At 61.1% G+C, this 15,518-nt stretch carries 17 protein-coding genes; 5 read left to right on the top strand and 12 right to left on the bottom strand.

What is annotated here, in order from left to right; translation table 11 throughout:
• Nucleotides 1-175 precede the first annotated feature (175 nt).
• Nucleotides 176-715 (bottom strand): Spy/CpxP family protein refolding chaperone, encoded by a 540-nt coding sequence (locus ACLRDN_RS07510; protein ID WP_310836210.1) that lies wholly within the window; start codon nt 713-715, stop codon nt 176-178.
• A gap of 235 nt (nt 716-950) precedes the next feature.
• Between ACLRDN_RS07510 and ACLRDN_RS07505 the strand changes: the two genes are divergently transcribed.
• Together ACLRDN_RS07505 and ACLRDN_RS07500 are read left to right on the top strand one after the other, a co-directional pair.
• Complete coding sequence (locus ACLRDN_RS07505) at nt 951-1,688, top strand: response regulator (protein WP_413459622.1); 738 nt, start codon at nt 951-953, stop codon at nt 1,686-1,688.
• Nucleotides 1,685-3,067 carry an ATP-binding protein gene (locus ACLRDN_RS07500; RefSeq protein ID WP_413459621.1) on the top strand — a complete coding sequence of 461 codons (1,383 nt, stop codon included), beginning with the start codon at nt 1,685-1,687 and terminating at the stop codon, nt 3,065-3,067. Before ACLRDN_RS07505 ends, ACLRDN_RS07500 begins: the two co-directional genes overlap by 4 nt.
• Before the next feature lie 88 nt (nt 3,068-3,155).
• On the opposite strand, the gene trpS is transcribed toward ACLRDN_RS07500, so the two are convergent.
• From trpS to ACLRDN_RS07485, 3 genes are all read right to left on the bottom strand, one after another.
• A complete protein-coding gene (gene trpS / locus ACLRDN_RS07495) occupies nt 3,156-4,196 on the bottom strand; it encodes a tryptophan--tRNA ligase (protein WP_134221854.1) in 1,041 nt (346 codons plus the stop codon).
• Nucleotides 4,197-4,476: 280 nt separating this feature from the next.
• Nucleotides 4,477-5,037 carry a glycine zipper family protein gene (locus ACLRDN_RS07490; RefSeq protein ID WP_413459620.1) on the bottom strand — a complete coding sequence of 187 codons (561 nt, stop codon included), beginning with the start codon at nt 5,035-5,037 and terminating at the stop codon, nt 4,477-4,479.
• Nucleotides 5,038-5,088: 51 nt separating this feature from the next.
• The gene (locus ACLRDN_RS07485; protein WP_413459619.1) at nt 5,089-5,433 is read right to left on the bottom strand and encodes a hypothetical protein; all 345 of its coding nucleotides are present in this window, start codon (nt 5,431-5,433) and stop codon (nt 5,089-5,091) included.
• A 432-nt stretch (nt 5,434-5,865) separates the two neighbouring features.
• On the opposite strand from ACLRDN_RS07485, the gene ACLRDN_RS07480 reads away from it, so the two are divergent.
• The 3 genes from ACLRDN_RS07480 to ACLRDN_RS07470 are packed head-to-tail and all read left to right on the top strand — an operon-like array spanning nt 5,866 to nt 8,642.
• Complete coding sequence (locus tag ACLRDN_RS07480; RefSeq protein WP_413459618.1) at nt 5,866-6,774, top strand: hypothetical protein; 909 nt, start codon at nt 5,866-5,868, stop codon at nt 6,772-6,774.
• A complete protein-coding gene (locus ACLRDN_RS07475) occupies nt 6,764-8,041 on the top strand; it encodes a glycoside hydrolase family 19 protein (protein WP_413459617.1) in 1,278 nt (425 codons plus the stop codon). Before ACLRDN_RS07480 ends, ACLRDN_RS07475 begins: the two co-directional genes overlap by 11 nt.
• Nucleotides 8,042-8,057: 16 nt before the next feature.
• Nucleotides 8,058-8,642, top strand: coding sequence for a hypothetical protein (locus ACLRDN_RS07470; RefSeq protein ID WP_413459616.1), 585 nt, complete (start codon nt 8,058-8,060; stop codon nt 8,640-8,642).
• Between the two features lie 127 nt (nt 8,643-8,769).
• Here ACLRDN_RS07470 and fumC read toward each other — a convergent pair whose 3' ends face one another.
• The 8 genes from fumC to rpsP all read right to left on the bottom strand — a co-directional run bounded on the left by fumC (nt 8,770) and on the right by rpsP (nt 15,270).
• Nucleotides 8,770-10,158: a class II fumarate hydratase gene (gene fumC / locus ACLRDN_RS07465; protein WP_413459615.1), complete on the bottom strand. Its 1,389-nt coding sequence runs from the start codon at nt 10,156-10,158 to the stop codon at nt 8,770-8,772.
• Nucleotides 10,159-10,344: 186 nt separating this feature from the next.
• The gene (locus ACLRDN_RS07460; protein WP_008327247.1) at nt 10,345-10,695 is read right to left on the bottom strand and encodes a DUF3579 domain-containing protein; all 351 of its coding nucleotides are present in this window, start codon (nt 10,693-10,695) and stop codon (nt 10,345-10,347) included.
• A 304-nt stretch (nt 10,696-10,999) separates the two neighbouring features.
• Nucleotides 11,000-11,959, bottom strand: coding sequence for a CobD/CbiB family protein (locus ACLRDN_RS07455; protein ID WP_413459614.1), 960 nt, complete (start codon nt 11,957-11,959; stop codon nt 11,000-11,002).
• 163 nt (nt 11,960-12,122) lie between these two features.
• Nucleotides 12,123-12,794: a CoA pyrophosphatase gene (locus tag ACLRDN_RS07450; RefSeq protein WP_134221848.1), complete on the bottom strand. Its 672-nt coding sequence runs from the start codon at nt 12,792-12,794 to the stop codon at nt 12,123-12,125.
• A 107-nt stretch (nt 12,795-12,901) separates the two neighbouring features.
• Nucleotides 12,902-13,285, bottom strand: a complete 384-nt coding sequence (gene rplS / locus ACLRDN_RS07445) for a 50S ribosomal protein L19 (protein WP_008327243.1) — start codon at nt 13,283-13,285, stop codon at nt 12,902-12,904.
• A gap of 181 nt (nt 13,286-13,466) precedes the next feature.
• A complete protein-coding gene (gene trmD / locus ACLRDN_RS07440; protein ID WP_413459613.1) occupies nt 13,467-14,222 on the bottom strand; it encodes a tRNA (guanosine(37)-N1)-methyltransferase TrmD in 756 nt (251 codons plus the stop codon).
• A gap of 102 nt (nt 14,223-14,324) precedes the next feature.
• Nucleotides 14,325-14,945, bottom strand: a complete 621-nt coding sequence (rimM, locus tag ACLRDN_RS07435) for a ribosome maturation factor RimM (protein ID WP_413459612.1) — start codon at nt 14,943-14,945, stop codon at nt 14,325-14,327.
• Between the two features lie 70 nt (nt 14,946-15,015).
• Nucleotides 15,016-15,270, bottom strand: coding sequence for a 30S ribosomal protein S16 (gene rpsP / locus ACLRDN_RS07430; protein WP_008327198.1), 255 nt, complete (start codon nt 15,268-15,270; stop codon nt 15,016-15,018).
• Between the last annotated feature and the right edge of the window lie 248 nt (nt 15,271-15,518).

Here is a 15,518-nt window from a genome sequence, read left to right as displayed (position 1 = left end):
CGTGCGCCAGCCATCCCGCAACCGGGCTGGCACGCAGTGTACCCAGCAATTGCCCGCATTGCACGATGAGCCAACAAGAACAGCCTTGCGGACCACCGCAAGGCTGTAGGGTGGGACTGCACGCCGCGCCGGACTCAGGCTTTGCGGCGCGGCGGCAGGTCCTGCCAGGCCTGGCTTACTTGGCCGGCGGGGCGTCCGGTGCCGGCTTGCCGTCACGCGGGGGACCCTTGCGGTCGCCGTGGCGCATGTGCTCCATCTTTTCCCAGCGATGGCGTTCCATCTTGGCGTGTTCGGCATCAAAGATCTTCTGCTGTTCCGGCGAGAGCGTCGCGTAGAAGTCCTTGGTGGCGGCGATGCGCTGCTCGGCGAAGGCTTCACGCTTGCGCATCATGTCGAGCTGCTTGTCCAGGCGTTCCGGGGTGGACAGCTTGGCCCATTCGTCCTTGTTGGGACGGCCGGCCTGGTCGAAGGGGGCCGGCTTGGTCTTGTCAAGGAAGAGCTTCCAGGCGGCTTCCTGGGAGGCGGTGATCTTGAGCTTGTCGTGCAGCTCGGCCTGGTGCTTGGCGCGCATCTGCTCGAATTTGGCGATCTGTTCCGGGCTCGGGGCATGGCCGCGGGGGCCGTCCGGAGGCATCTGGGCGAAGGCCGACAGGGTCACGACGCTGATGCTCACGGCGGCGATGCCGGCCAGAATACGGTTTTTCATTGTCAACATGGCTTGCTCCTTTCAGGGGATGGTGCTCTGATGCGTCCGGCAGCGACGTGCTGCCTTGGCATGGTTCCCATTAAACCGGCGGCGTGTATCAACGGTTTTTCTGCTGTGGCGTCATTTGTATCGTTTTGTATATGCGGGAGGCTCGCAGGTATCGTTTTATTTCTGGCCCGCTCCTTGTAAAGACCCGATACAAATCCGCCCTGCACGCACGGACAAGTTCGGCATAATGCGATCCATGGATACAAATACTCACATCCTCATCGTCGACGATGACCGCGACATCCGCACCCTGCTGGCCGAATACCTGGACAGCAACGGCCTGCGCACCCTCACCGCCACCAATGGCAGCGAGATGCGCCGCGTGCTGGAAGAGTCGCGGGTAGACCTGATCGTGCTGGACCTGACCCTGCCGGGCGAGGACGGCCTGACCCTGTGCCGCAACCTGCGCGCCACCTCCTCGGTGCCGGTCATCATGCTGACCGCACGCGGCGAGCCGCTGGACCGCATCCTCGGCCTGGAAATGGGGGCCGATGATTACCTGGCCAAGCCCTTCGAGCCGCGCGAACTGTTTGCCCGCATCCGTAGCGTCCTGCGCCGCACCCAGGCGCTGCCGCCCAACATGGCCCAGCCGGATGTGGCGACCATGCGCTTTGCGGGCTGGACGCTGGACCTGACCGCACGCCACCTGGTCAACAAGGATGGCGTGGTGGTGGCCTTGTCGGGGGCCGAGTTCCGGTTGCTGAAGGTGTTCCTCGACCATCCCAACCGCGTGCTCAATCGCGACCAGTTGCTGGAACTCACGCAAGGCCGCGAATCGGACCCCTTCGATCGTTCGGTAGATATCCAGATCAGCCGCCTGCGCCAGAAGCTGGGCGACGATGCCCGCACGCCGACCATCATCAAGACCGTGCGCAATGAAGGTTATGTACTGGCCACCACGGTCACGGCCGAAGGCGCAGGCCGGTTGGCATGAAGAATTTCCTCGGCTCCATCGGCAACCGCATCTTCTTCCTGCTCCTGGGCGGGATCGTGGTGGCAGTGTTCGCCACCAACTGGCTGGCCGGCAACGAGCGCCGCAATACCTTGCGCGAGCTGCGCTTCCAGCACCTGGCCGACCGTGTCGAACAGATCGTGCAGGCGGTGGACGACATCCCGCCGGCGCAGCGCCCCATCGTGCTGCAGGCCGCCACCAACTTCGGCTTCGAGGCACGCATGGTGGAGGACATGAACGACGCCATCGGCCCCAATGCCAGCACCAGCCCGCTGATCGAGATGCTGCAGGCACGCCTGGGCGAAGACCGCAAGATTGCCGTGCAGCGCGAGAGCGAGTGCCCGCCCTTGCGTGCCGACGACGGACGCGGACCGCGCCGCGATACCTGCCGCGTCATCTACATCAGCCTGCATGACCAGGCCCTCATGCGCCTGCGCCTGCACCAGCCGGGCGAGCCCCCTGCCCTGCGCGGGCGTGGGCCGGGCGGGCCGGCCGGTCTGTTCGGGCTGCAATACATCCTGCTGTTCCTGGTCCTGATCGCCATGCTGGCCTGGCTGGTGGCGCGCATGGCCACGCGCCCGATCCGCCAGCTGGCACAAGCCGCTTCACGCCTGGGCAGCGACATCGACCATGCACCGCTGCCCGAGACGGGACCGACCGAGATCCGCCAGGCGGCCCACGCCTTCAATGCCATGCAGGCGCGCATCCGCCGCCAGATCCAGCATCGTACCCACATGCTGGCGGCCATCACGCATGACCTGCAGACCCCGTTGACGCGCATGCGGCTGCGGCTGGAGAAAGTCACCGATGCCCCGCTGCAGCAGAAGCTCATCGATGACCTGGGCGTGATGCACGGCATGGTGCGGGAAGGACTGGACCTGGCGCGCAGCATGGATTCCTCCGAGAAGATCCAGGCGCTGGATATCGATTCCCTGCTCGACAGCGTCTGCGCCGACGCCGCCGATGGCGGCCAGGATGTGGCCCTGCAAGGCAGCACACGCGCCTTCGTGCTGGCCCAGCCGGGCGCACTGCGGCGCTGCCTGACCAACCTGATCGACAATGCCTGCAAGTACGGCAAGTCGGCGCGGGTGTCCATCGCGCTGGAACAGCAGAAGATCGCCATCCGCATCCGCGACCAGGGGCCGGGTATTCCGGAGTCCGAACTGGAGGCGGTGTTCGAACCCTTCTATCGCCTGGAGACCTCGCGCTCGCGCGATACCGGCGGCACCGGGCTGGGGCTGACCATTGCGCTCAATATCGCCGAGAACCATCACGGCCAGCTGCGCCTGCGCAACCTGGCCGAAGGCGGACTGGAAGTGCTGCTGGAATTGCCGCCGATGACGCCTGCCAAAAATCGGTGAAATCCTTCACCCGGAGATGAAAAAACCGCCGCAAACCCTGACGGGATGCGGCGGTTTTCATATCCGGGCCCCAAAGGCCTTGACCAGCTCAACCGAAGTAGTTCAGGCCGAGGGCGGCGTTGACTTCCGACATGGTCTGCGCGGCCACGGCGCTGGCGCGTTCGGTGCCGCGCTTCAAGATCGCCAGCACTTCGCCGCGATCCTTGGCGAATTCTTCGCGGCGGGTGCGGATCGGTTCCAGCAGCTCCTGCAGGATGCCTTCGAGGCGGCGCTTGACCACGCTGTCGCCCAGTCCGCCCCGGGTGTAGTGGGCCTTCAGTTCCGCCACGGCATCGCGGTCGGGGTCGAAGGCGTCCAGGAAGGTGAAGACCACATTGCCCTCGACCTGGCCCGGATCATCCACGCGCAGGTGGTTGGGGTCGGTGTACATGCGGTGCACGGCCTGCTTGATCTCGGCCGGGGTCGCGCCCAGGGCGATCGAGTTGCCCAGCGACTTGCTCATCTTGGCCTTGCCGTCGATGCCGGGCAGGCGGCCGGTTTCGGAGAGGACTTCCTTGCACTCGACCAGCACTTCGCGGTCCACGGTGGCGTTGAATTTGCGCACCAGTTCATTGGTCTGCTCGATCATGGGCAACTGGTCGCTGCCCACCGGCACCAGCTGGCCCTTGAAGGCGGTGATGTCGGCGGCCTGGCTGACCGGATAGGTCAAAAAGCCGGCCGGGATGTCGCGCTCGAAGCCGCGCAGGCGGATCTCTTCCTTGATGGTGGGGTTGCGTTCCAGGCGCGAGACCGTCACCAGGTTCAGCAGCACCATCGACAGCTCGTAGAGCTCACGCACCTGGGACTGGATGAAGATGGTCGACTTCTCGGGATCGATGCCCACGGCCAGGTAGTCCAGCGCCACTTCGAGCACGTTGTCGGTGACCTTCTGGTGGCGGCCGACGTTGTCGGTCATGGCCTGGGTATCGGCCAGCAGCAGGAACTGGCGCGAGGTTTCCTGCAGCGCCACGCGCGACTTGAGCGAGCCGATGTAATGGCCCAGGTGCAGGGGACCGGTAGGACGGTCACCGGTGAGGACGACGGGCAGGCTGCTGGTGGTAGGGGTGGAGCTCGTGGCGTTCGAAGACATGGTCATTCCTGATCGTTAATCTCTGGAATGCCGCCGGTCCCGAAGCTGAAGAAACAATGCCGCCGGAACCGGCGGCATCATGGTCACATGGTCAAGCTGTGTGAAAACGGGCCGCCTCGTTCAGGCGCGCCACCAATGCTGGGTTTTCGCAAGTTGATCTTTTCGGAAAAGCATGGCGGCGAGTATAGCACCGGCAGCGCCCCATGTTGCGTTGCATAAGAAAAAACCGCCTGCAGGCAGGCGGTTCAGACACTTGGCTCGGCTTGGCTTGTGCGCGGGCTCAATACGCACCCGGTGGCGGACCGTAATACACCGGCGGCGGGCCGTAATACCCCGGGGGCGGCGGCGGTGCGTAGTAGTAGCGCGGGTGGTAGGTATAGACGGTGGTGGTCTGCACCGGCTGCTGCACCTGGTTGCCCTTGCTGTACATACACTGGGTGTAGGTCATGTCGTAGCGCTGCTGCATCGAGTAATTGCCTCCCGCCGCGGCATTGCTGCCGGCGGCACTGCCCACCAGCAAGCCACCGCCGGCACCGATGGCCGCACCCGCACCGGCATTGCCCGAGGCCGCGCCGATGAGGGCACCGGCCACGGCACCCACGGCGGTGCCGACCGCGGCGCTGTTGGCGGCATTGTTCTGGGTCTGCGCAGCCTGGCCGCCGATGGCGTCCTGGGCGTATTGCTGGCATTGCTGCTGGTCGGCGCGGAACTGTTCGTAGGTCTTGTCCTTGCCGGGCATGGCCATCACCGACGGGCCGGTCGGCACGCTCACGCAGCCGCCCAGTGCCAGCATGGCACCGACGGCGGTCACGGTGGCGGCGGTTTTGTAGAGGGGTTTCACGATGTTTCCTTTGTCGGGGGGATCGGCGAAATACGGCTCAGGCGATCTGCCTCACTGCGGCGGCGCACTGCCCGGCACGCCGGGGGTATTGGGTACCACTTTCATCCAGGGGCTGGGGCAGTTCTGGACGTAGGGATAGTAGGACTTGGACTCGGCGCAGTAGTACCAGTAGTCCTGGCGCTGCGGTTCCACGTAGACCGGTGCGGGGGCCCGCTCCACGTAGACCGGCGGCGGGTAATACACCGGCGGCGGATAGTAGACCGGGGGCGGCACCCACACCGGTCCGCCGATCACCACGCCACCATAGAAGCGCCCGTGCGCATAGGCCGAGGCGCTGGCGACCAGGCCGGCTACCGCCAGCACGCCACAAACGCCAATTGCCGCTAGTTTTTTCATGTTCTTGCCCTTGGGTGTGTCTCAGAATAATTGGACTGCTTGCCGGATGGCATCAAGGCCGCGTTCCCCACGCGACCGTATCAGCCTGCAATCCTTGCCTGGTGCGGCCTGCAGACGCATCTGGCGCAGGAAAGCAATATACGCCGGGGCTGCGGTGAAATCTTGAGATGTTTCAATTCGTAACCCTAATCAACAGAGATATACACGGGGTTGAAAAGGCTTTGCAAGTTCGGAATGGCCAAGGCAGAACCATGCAGGAGGGCTCGTTGTTGTTTCTCTGATTCCTCTGCCTAGCTGCCATTACTATCGCGTCCACCAGATCGAAAAAATTCCGCTCACACGGCTTTCTTCGCCTTCGACCAACCGGGACTGACGTTTTGCCTTCTAGTATCGCAAATTCGGCTCGTCCGCTTCGTGGTGTCCCATGATGATGTGAGCCGCCAACTGCAGCATGTGGCACGCGCCTGCCCCACTGCCGCCTACCAACTCCTCAGCTTCGCCCACTTCAACGCCATGATCATCACCTACCCCATTGAACTGCCGTATGTCGCCGGCAACGAGCAACGCGTCGTACCTGACACTCTTTTTAACAACAGCGGAATTCTCAGCGGCCCCTACCTGATTGGCAAGAACCGATTCTGGCACGGCGGCCTCCATATCCATCCCACCGACAGAAATGCGCCGATACGGGCGATCGCAGACGGTGAACTGGTCGCCTATCGTTACGATGCGAACGACACCTCAGATGCGTTTTTTAATCAGTCGACCTATTCGCGGAGTTTTGTGCTGTTAAAGCATGAAGCGGAACTCGGCCAAACAGTACTGGGAACGAGCAGCTTGGTCTTTTATTCCCTCTATATGCATTTACGTGCCTTCCAAGAACTCAAAACGGGCCAACTTCCTGGTCTGAATTTCATCCGGAAAATCATCCCGGCACGGCCGCTGGTAAAAGACGGACAGCCCGTGTTTGACAAGAAGAAACGCCCGGTCATCGAACCAGCGCGCGAAGAGGTCATCGAGCCAACCGCGAATGGCGCAGTCATTTCCGGCGTCGGCTCGGCACGCGTCCGCAGAGGCGACATCCTTGGTTATTGCGGGAGCATTCCCGACAACCTGACCACGCCAGCCAAAGGCTTCCACTTTGAAATTTTCTTTGGCGACAACGCATTCCTCAAGAACGTGAACAAGACCATATGGGGAAAATGTCTGCTCACGCAGGCGCAATCCGTCCTGAATGACTTGCTGACGGAACAGATGTTTGCTGTAGATACCTCCATGCCTCTTGAAGTCGCGCCGCATCAGCCGGAGGGGGGGTTATTACAAAATACGGGTGAAAAGTGACCACTATTGGGTCAGCGAAGATCAGATCACGGAGGAAATGGTCGAAACATCGTCTTTGCACCGAAAAGGCAAAAAAAGTGTCGTAAAGCAGTTCCTCCCCAAAACCGACAGCCTGATCGCGTTCGCCAACAATCCCGTTAAAAACGAGCACATCTTGCCCGCTGGAACGGTGGTGGTGCCATGGATGGCTCCATGGCTGAAGGATGAAGAGTTTATCAAGCGGGAGTATCGAGGAACATTCTGGATCCCGCTTTATGTGCCAGACAAGGACAGGCTGTACTGGACTAAAGCGGATGACATCAAGTTCACCAGTGACGCAGACTGGGCGGGCTTCCAGGCCTTTGCAGAGACAGCCGCTCAAAACAGTTTGGACGGCGTAGTTGATGATGAAGGTCTACTAGCTCTGACAAAACCATCGACATCAGAAACTGATTCGTCGGTTGGCATCAATAGGATCGCTGGCAAAAACGAAGAAAAAATTAGCGGCCTGATCGCCAGTCATCCGACAGAATGGAGCAAGACGGACATTCCGGTTCGATTCCAGCGGGTAACCACAGATGAGTTCGGCGCTCAAAAACTCACCATGGATCAGTTTGCCGCGCTGACGAAGCACATCGAGCGCATTGCCTTCTGGGAAGATGTGGCGGGTCTTCCTGATTCCAAACGTGTCTGGCATGCACATCCCCTGCGATTCATCGAACAACTCGCAAAATGCATGTGGCTGAGTGAAGCTGAACTTGTGCGGATCATGCCCAATACCGATCAGGAGACCGTCAAGACACATCGCATCAATCTCAACAAAACGATGCTGCAATGGGGCGTAACGGATCGTCTGGAGCAGGCGCATTACCTGGCGCAAGGCGCTCACGAATCAGCGGAGATGAGGCTGATGACGGAACTCCCGTCAAAGTATGCCAGCAGCGCCTCCCGCTACAAGGGCAGAGGCTTTGTTCAAATCACATCTGAAACCAATTACAAGGCGTTCAATTTTTATCTGAATCGATACATCAGGACAGTCGATGTAGTCAGTGCCCCCGAGATTCTGAGTTCCGACTCTTACCTTTCGTTTGCGGCCTCGTGCTGGTACTGGCGCACCAACGACGTAAGGCGATCTGCCAGAAAAGGCGAGTCGGAGGCAGTGGTTGACGAGGTGGGAAGAGTGATCAATCGCGGCCCCGGACGAAGAGATCTGCCTGAGTATCCGCCCCTTAGCAGAGAGGATCGGCTGGACAAATTCCGCTTCATCAGCAAATTGCTACTGAAGTGAGAAAAAAATGAAAAGGATGACATTCTCCATTTTTCTCGCTTTTTTCGTGCCCTGCGCTACTGTCGCCACAGACATCGAAAAGAAGAAGATAGCTCTCGTCAAGACGGTCCCGGCAAGCGGTCGCGTCAAAAAGGCGAACATCAAGATCGGAGGAATACTTCGCGAAATCACTCTTCCCCCTCCAGGAGCCCATCGACCTTCATTCTCCGTGGCGCAAACCAACTGGGGAGATGTTCAGATCCTCGCATTGACGCTGGATGCGCGGGGAAGAATCCCTTCCATCGCTTACTACGGCATCACCAAGACAAGCATCTGCTTCCTCGGAAATCACGCCCCCCTCATGCTGGATACGCAAACCCGGCTTCTGGTCGAAGTCCTCTACGACAGCGCCAGCAAACAGATCATCAATCGCTACACCTACCAAGAATGCGAGATACGTCTGCATGATCAACTCATCGATCAGGCGATTGACACGCAATCCGCTGATAACATCAGACGGTCCGTAACGCGGGTGACTACCGATGCAGCACAACAACCCACGTGCGAATACGAAATCCGGCAAGGCAAGCCGGTCGGCGACCATGCGTGCTTTGGCTTTTGAATCAGCAAGCAGCGTCGCATGGAAGCAAGACCTGAAACAAAACGGCCTTTTTCAAGGCCGTTTATGGTCGCAGTCCTGGGTAACTTAAAGCCTCCAGCGCCCCTGCAACCAGCCAACTATATCACGCTCAACCAGGCCGCGTCATCTGCTCCGGCTTGATCCACTCGGCAAACTGCTCTTCCGTCACATAACCGAGCGCCAGCGCTGCCTGCTTCAGGGTGGTGCCGTCGTGATGCGCCTGTTTGGCGATCTTGGCAGCCTTGTCGTAACCAATGTGCGGGGCCAGGGCCGTCACCAGCATGAGCGACTTTTCCATCAGCTCGCCGATGCGGCTGTGGTTGGCTTCGATGCCGCGCGCGCAGTGCTCCTCGAAGCTGGCCATGCCGTCGCCCAGCAGACGAACGCTCTGCAGGAAGTTGTGAATAATCACCGGCTTGAACACGTTGAGCTCGAAGTTGCCGCTGGCACCGCCAATGTTGAGCGCCACATCATTGCCGAACACCTGTGCGCACAGCATGGTCATGGCTTCGCATTGGGTCGGGTTGACCTTGCCCGGCATGATGGAACTGCCCGGTTCATTCTCGGGGATGGTGATCTCGCCCAGCCCCGAACGCGGACCGGAAGCCAGCCAGCGCACGTCGTTGGCGATCTTCATCATGGCCGCTGCCAGGGTCTTGAGTCCGCCGTGCGCGGCCACCAGGGCATCATGCCCGGCCAGCGCGGCAAACTTGTTGGGCGCGGTCTTGAAGGGGAAACCGAAATACTTGGCCAGCTCGGCCGCCACACGCTCGCCGAATTCGGGATGCGCGTTCAAACCCGTGCCGACCGCAGTGCCGCCAGCGGCCAGCTCGGAGATGGCGTTGAGGCTGGCGATGATGGCCGACTCGGCATGATCGAGCTGGGCCACGTAGCCCGAGAACTCCTGGCCCAGCGTCAGCGGCGTGGCGTCCTGCAGGTGGGTGCGGCCGATCTTGACGATGTCGGCAAACTGCGCGGACTTGTCCGCCAGCGTGGCGCGCAGGGTGTGCAGCGAGGGAATCAGGTGCGTGGCCACGGCCATGCAGGCCGCCACGTGCATGGCGGTCGGGAAGATGTCATTGGAGGACTGGCCACGGTTGACGTCGTCATTGGGGTGGATCAGGCGGTCTTCGCCGCGCATGCCGCCCAGCAGTTCGGAGGCGCGGTTGGCCAGCACCTCGTTCATGTTCATGTTGCTCTGGGTGCCGGAACCGGTCTGCCAGACCGACAGCGGAAACTCCAGCGGATGCTTGCCGGCGATGACCTCATCGGCCGCCGCGATGATGGCGTCGGCCTTCTTGCCGTCCAGCTTGCCCAGGTCGCGGTTGACGGCGGCACAGGCGCGCTTGACGGCGGCCAGGGCCACGATCAGCTCGGCCGACATGCGCTCGGTGGAAATATGGAAGTGGTGCAGCGAACGTTCGGTCTGCGCGCCCCACAGGCGATCGGCAGGGACTTCGATCAGGCCAAAGGTGTCGCGCTCCATGCGGTGGTTCATGATGCTGGTTCTCCGTGATGAGAGGGCCGCAGGCGGCCCGATGATCCCGTGAGACTCTGGCGCAAGCGGAAGACTGAGTCACCAACGAGACCGACGATATGACATCTAGTGTAACTGCTGGCGGGACCGCCCGCAGGAAGCGGCGGCATGTAGCTGGCGAGGGTACGGCATTGCGCGGCCAGGCAATCAGCCGGCCTTGTTGTCCTTGGGCGGATCCGGCAGCACACAGGCCTCGACCACTTGCAGGTCGTTGTCCTTGGCGAAGTTGACCACGAAGTGATAGGCCAGCGGCTCCAGCTCGCGCAGGGCTTCGTTGACCACCACCGAGCGCACGCCATCGATGTGGGTGGGCAGCACGTAGGGAGAATATTTCAGGTGTGCATTGCGACCGCCACTGCCTTCGGGACGGAAGCACGACATCACGCCGCACAGGCGCTCCGCCCAGTCGCTGGGGCGGAACTGCCGGCCATCCGAGGTCTTGCCCAGGATGATGAATTCTTTGGCCGGTGCGTTTGCGGGTTTGATGGGATCAGCCATACATGCATTCTTCTAAAGCGCTTGCAACCGAATGCCCTTGTCCTGGTGGGACCGGAGCCCTGGAGTCCGCGGTGCCTCGGCGATCCACTGCCTGGGTGCCTGCGGTAGTGAGTATTATATCTTATAGAAGACTTGGCTTCTACCGGTCTCCCCCGGCTACTGCGTGCCGCTCATGGTCTGCGGGCAAGGTACGATCCCTGCACGTGGCGGCCTTCTGAAGTGAAGTGCGAAGTATACCGGGTTGGCGCGAATCGCGTTCCCAAAAACAAAGCGGGCCTGAGCCCGCTTCTTGAAGGACCAGTGCTTAGCCCATCCACACCGCCACCGACAGCAGCAGCAACAGGAACATCCACAGCAGCAAGGCGCGCCAGACCAGGCCCACGGTGCTCTGCAGGGTGCGCGGCGAGGGGGTATCGCCGGGCAGGCCATCAGTTTCTTCCGCCATGGAATCGACGGTAGCAGCATCGGCCGGCAGGATGATGCCGGCGGCCGCTTCCTTCTCGGTACCGAAGCGCACACCCATGGCACCGCCACCGGCGGCCAGGATGATGCCGGCGGCTTCGTCGTCCCAGCGGCTGGCGAAGTTGCGCCAGGCGTAGATGGCATCCTCGAAGTTGCCGACCACCGCAAAGGCCGAGGCCGTCAGGCGCGCCGGAATCCAGTCGATCCAGTAGAAGGCCTGGGCGGCAAAGCGGCCGAAAGCTTCATATTTCATGTGATCCGGCTCGTTCCACGCGCGCGAGAGGTATTCAGCTACACGGTACATCACCGCCAGCGCCGGGCCGACCGGCATCAGGAACCAGAAGAACACGCCAAAGACGTGGCGATGCGTGGTGATGAGGGCGCGCTCGGAGGCGATGCGCGAAATTTCGCTCACATCCATCGCCGTGGTGTCCTGCTTGGTCCATTCGGCCAGCAGGGTGCGGGCGGTCATCTCGTCGCCACTGTTCAACGCAAGCTGGATGGAAGTGAAGTAATGGCTGTAATGGCGGAAGCCCAGGGTCATGTAGACCACCAGCACGTTCCAGGCAAAGGCCGCCACCAGGCTCACATGCAGCAGCAGCCAGTAGACCAGCGCCACCGGCACCGTCAGCGCCCCTACCATCACCACCCAGCCCAGGCGACCGTGATGGGCGTGGCCAGCGTTGAACCAGCCTTCAATGGTGGCCGCGAAAGACTTGATCGACGCGTAGACCGGATTGTCTGCGCGCAGCGGTTTGAGTTGCTCGATTAACAGCGCAAAGAGAATGGAAAGAAATGTCATCAAGCTGCCTTAGGGGTCTCTGTAGGCCGTACGATAGCGCAGTGCAAGAGGGGAATCAAACAATTGATTCGTTGACCACAATCAAACGCGCTATGTCACGGATTTTTACTTATTTGAACATTAACAGCGACATTGCGTAGCTGTGAGGCGACAAATCCTGTCGCTAGCTGCGCAGGAAGTGGAACAGGTTGCGCAGCATGCCCGCAGTCGCCCCCCAGATGAAGTAACGGTCATAGGGCATGGTGTAGAAGCTGCGCCGGCCTACCGGTGCCGGCAGCTCGACGGAACGGCGCTGGTGGTTCAGGCCATCCATGAGGAAAGCCAGTGGCACTTCGAAGATCTCGGCCACTTCGCGCGGATCGCCCACGGCCTCGAACGGCGGCTGTATCAGTCCGGCCACGGGCGTGACCCGATAACCGGTGCCGGTGAAGTAATCGGGCAGCGAGCCGATGACTTCAATGTGCTGGCGCGCCAGGCCGATTTCTTCTTCGGTCTCGCGCAGGGCGGTCTCGATGGCCGAACCGTCATAGTCTTCGCGGCGGCCGCCGGGGAAACTGATCTGTCCTGCGTGATCCTTCAGGTCAGCTGTACGCTGAGTGAAGAGAACCGTCATCCCCTCCTCGCGCAGCACGATCGGGATCAGCACCGAGGCCAACCGGAAGCGTCCCTTGGACTCGGCCAGGCGCGCCATCTGGTCGCCGCTGTGCTCGGGCTCCCAGCGCGGCGGGTCGGCGAAGCGCTGGCGCAGCCAGTCGGCATTCAGGCGCGCGGCCTCCAGCGCAGTTTCGCCGGCGACGGCATCTACAGGCAGATTGACGGGATCGAAACTGGCCACGTTGTGCTCGCTTGATCGTGAGGTTGTCAGGACTTCAATCGGGGGTCAGAAACGAAAAAGGGGCGTCGCGAGACACCCCTTTTCCTGACGCATCAACAGGCGACCGATTACTCGGCAGCAGCAGCCTTTGCCGCACGGCTGGGCAGCTTTTCCTTGATACGTGCCGACTTGCCCGAACGTTCGCGCAGGTAGTACAGCTTGGCACGACGCACGTCACCACGACGCTTGACTTCGATCGAGGCGATCAGCGGCGAGTACAGCTGGAAGGTACGCTCAACGCCTTCGCCCGAAGAAATCTTGCGGACGATGAAGTTGGAGTTCAGACCACGGTTACGGCGGGCGATGACCACGCCTTCGTAAGCCTGAGCGCGCTTGCGGGTACCTTCAACCACGTTCACGTTGACAATCACGGTGTCGCCGGGGGCGAAGTCGGGAATGTTCTTGGCGAGACGCGCGATCTCTTCTTGCTCGAGTTGCTGGATCAGATCCATTTTTTGCTCCTGTAACCATCTTGCCGGCGCTATTGCCACGAGGGCGGATTGTAAAGCCCGGTAGAGGATGGGGTTTCAAACACGGTGACATCGGCCACCGCACGGTGCAGGTCCGTTGCCGGGCCTGCGGTACTGCATTTGCTGCTAAAACTTCACTCGGACGATCTGCTCGCGCGCAAGATTACTGCTGCGGCAAACTGCCCAGAAACTTTTCATCGGCCTTGCTCAGCAGGCCCTGCTCGCGCGCCCTGGCGATGAGGTCGGGACGCTTGCTCTGCGTGGCCTCCAGTGCCCGCTGCCGGCGCCATTTCTGGATCTCGGCATGGTGCCCACCCAGGAGGACGGACGGCACCGGTTCACCTTCATAGACTTCCGGACGCGTGTAATGGGGCGAGTCCAGCAATCCGTTGACGAAGCTGTCTTCCACAGCCGAGGCACTGTCGTTGAGCGCGCCGGGCAAGAGCCGGATCACTGCATCCATCAGCGCCATCGCCGGCAATTCACCGCCGGAGAGGACGAAGTCCCCGATGCTGATTTCCTCGTCCACGCACTTGTCGAGCAGACGCTGGTCGATCGCTTCATAGCGTCCGCACAGCAACACCGCCCCGCTGTCCTGCGACAGCCGCACCACGCGCTCATGCGTCAGCGGTGCGCCTTGCGGTGACAGATAGATCACACGCGGCCGGGCCAGGCCCAGCGCTTGCTGCCGCTGCTGCGCCGCCTCGATGGCAGCCTGCAGCGGCTTGGCCAGCATCACCATGCCGGGGCCGCCGCCATAGGGGCGGTCATCCACGGTGCGGTGATTGTCCGTGGTGAATTCACGCGGATTCCACAACTGCAAGCCCCAGCGCTGCTGCTCCAGCGCCCGGCGGGTAATGCCGGACTGCGTGAGCGCTGCGAACATCTCGGGAAACAGAGTGACGACATCAAACTGCATCACGCCTCCATTTCCTGGGTTCTTTTGACTCGTTTGAATCTGTTGAATCGGTTCAATCTGTTCACATCAGCGAGCCGGAAAAGAAAAAACTGACCTTGAAGGTCAGTAATCCTTGTCCCAGTCGACGATGATCTTTTTTTCGCTCTGCTGCACCGTCTTGACGAACTGGTCGACAAACGGAATCAGCAGTTCGGGTGCCGCCGCGGATTTCTCCTTGGCACCCTTCTTCGGCTTTGCGTCGGCAGTGGGTTGCGGTTGCGGCTCGGGCGCAGTTTCCTGCACCGGGGCCTTCACCACCAGGATGGGATGGGCGCCGTTGTCCATCATGTCGGACACCACGCCCAAGGCTTCACCCTGGAGATTTTCCACTGCCGAGCCGATCAGATCGACCCAGTAGAATTCATTGTCATCCAGCGCCGGGAAGTGCTTGCGGGAGATGGAGACCACCGTTCCCTTCATCGCTTCGGCCGCATTGCGGTCCGCTACCCCGGTCAGGCGCGCAACGACATCGCCGCTGTGCCCCTTGGACTGCATGACATCGACATCCTGCTTGGGCTGGCCGGTTTTCTCCAGCCACCAGGTCTTGGCATTCAACAAGGCATCTGCCTCGGAAGAATAAGGACGCACGCGAATCCAGCCCTGGATTCCGTAGGCTCCGGTCACATGGCCGACGGTCACGAGATCGTCGGGTGCGGAGAACCCCGCTTGGGCTTGATCAGTCATGAGTACACCAGACCTGTTCTTCATCCGGGCGTCAGCAAAACTGACGCGGAATCAGACAGGAAAACCTGTATTAAGCAGCAGCCTTGGAACCGGCTTCAGCGACCAGGCGAGCAACGGTCGGCGACAGTTGTGCGCCAACGCCTTGCCAGTGAGCCAGACGGTCAGCAGCGATACGCACGGTTTCTTCCTTGCCGGAAGCGACCGGGTTGTAGAAGCCGATGCGCTCGATGAAACGGCCATCGCGACGATTGCGCGAGTCGGTTGCAACGATGTTGTAGAAGGGGCGCTTCTTGGCGCCGCCACGAGCTAAACGAATAACGACCATAATGGTTCCAGTAAGAATACGGACACGGAAAAGCCGCAGATTATAACGGACTTCCGCCCACCCGGGCAAGTTGCTTGGTGCTTTTGTGCCATAGACCAACGCACAACGCCTCGCAAACTCCCCAAAACACGGCAAAAGTGATGTCTTTTGGCATCACTTTTGCCCCTTTCTCCGGCCAGGACCGCCACATCGCAGCTTGCCCTGATGGAAATCACCCTGCGCCAGGGGCTCGGCTATACTGCTGCCAG

This window comes from Herbaspirillum huttiense, assembly GCF_047300815.1.
Taxonomy (GTDB): Bacteria; Pseudomonadota; Gammaproteobacteria; order Burkholderiales; family Burkholderiaceae_D; genus Herbaspirillum; species Herbaspirillum huttiense_A.
Note: the sequence above shows the minus strand (reverse complement) of the source record. Positions and strands in the feature narration are given on the sequence as shown.

Excerpts from the sequence above, each read along its gene's own strand:
- ACLRDN_RS07505 (WP_413459622.1), top strand. The coding sequence starts at position 951 with ATGGATACAAATACTCACATCCTCATCGTCGACGATGACCGCGACATC.
- rimM (WP_413459612.1), bottom strand. The coding sequence starts at position 14,945 with ATGACTGATCAAGCCCAAGCGGGGTTCTCCGCACCCGACGATCTCGTG.
- ACLRDN_RS07460 (WP_008327247.1), bottom strand. The coding sequence starts at position 10,695 with ATGGCTGATCCCATCAAACCCGCAAACGCACCGGCCAAAGAATTCATC.
- ACLRDN_RS07485 (WP_413459619.1), bottom strand. The coding sequence starts at position 5,433 with ATGAAAAAACTAGCGGCAATTGGCGTTTGTGGCGTGCTGGCGGTAGCC.
- ACLRDN_RS07455 (WP_413459614.1), bottom strand. The coding sequence starts at position 11,959 with ATGACATTTCTTTCCATTCTCTTTGCGCTGTTAATCGAGCAACTCAAA.
- rplS (WP_008327243.1), bottom strand. The coding sequence starts at position 13,285 with ATGGATCTGATCCAGCAACTCGAGCAAGAAGAGATCGCGCGTCTCGCC.
- trpS (WP_134221854.1), bottom strand. The coding sequence starts at position 4,196 with ATGTCTTCGAACGCCACGAGCTCCACCCCTACCACCAGCAGCCTGCCC.
- rpsP (WP_008327198.1), bottom strand. The coding sequence starts at position 15,270 with ATGGTCGTTATTCGTTTAGCTCGTGGCGGCGCCAAGAAGCGCCCCTTC.
- fumC (WP_413459615.1), bottom strand. The coding sequence starts at position 10,158 with ATGAACCACCGCATGGAGCGCGACACCTTTGGCCTGATCGAAGTCCCT.
- ACLRDN_RS07500 (WP_413459621.1), top strand. The coding sequence starts at position 1,685 with ATGAAGAATTTCCTCGGCTCCATCGGCAACCGCATCTTCTTCCTGCTC.
- ACLRDN_RS07510 (WP_310836210.1), bottom strand. The coding sequence starts at position 715 with ATGTTGACAATGAAAAACCGTATTCTGGCCGGCATCGCCGCCGTGAGC.
- trmD (WP_413459613.1), bottom strand. The coding sequence starts at position 14,222 with ATGCAGTTTGATGTCGTCACTCTGTTTCCCGAGATGTTCGCAGCGCTC.
- ACLRDN_RS07470 (WP_413459616.1), top strand. The coding sequence starts at position 8,058 with ATGACATTCTCCATTTTTCTCGCTTTTTTCGTGCCCTGCGCTACTGTC.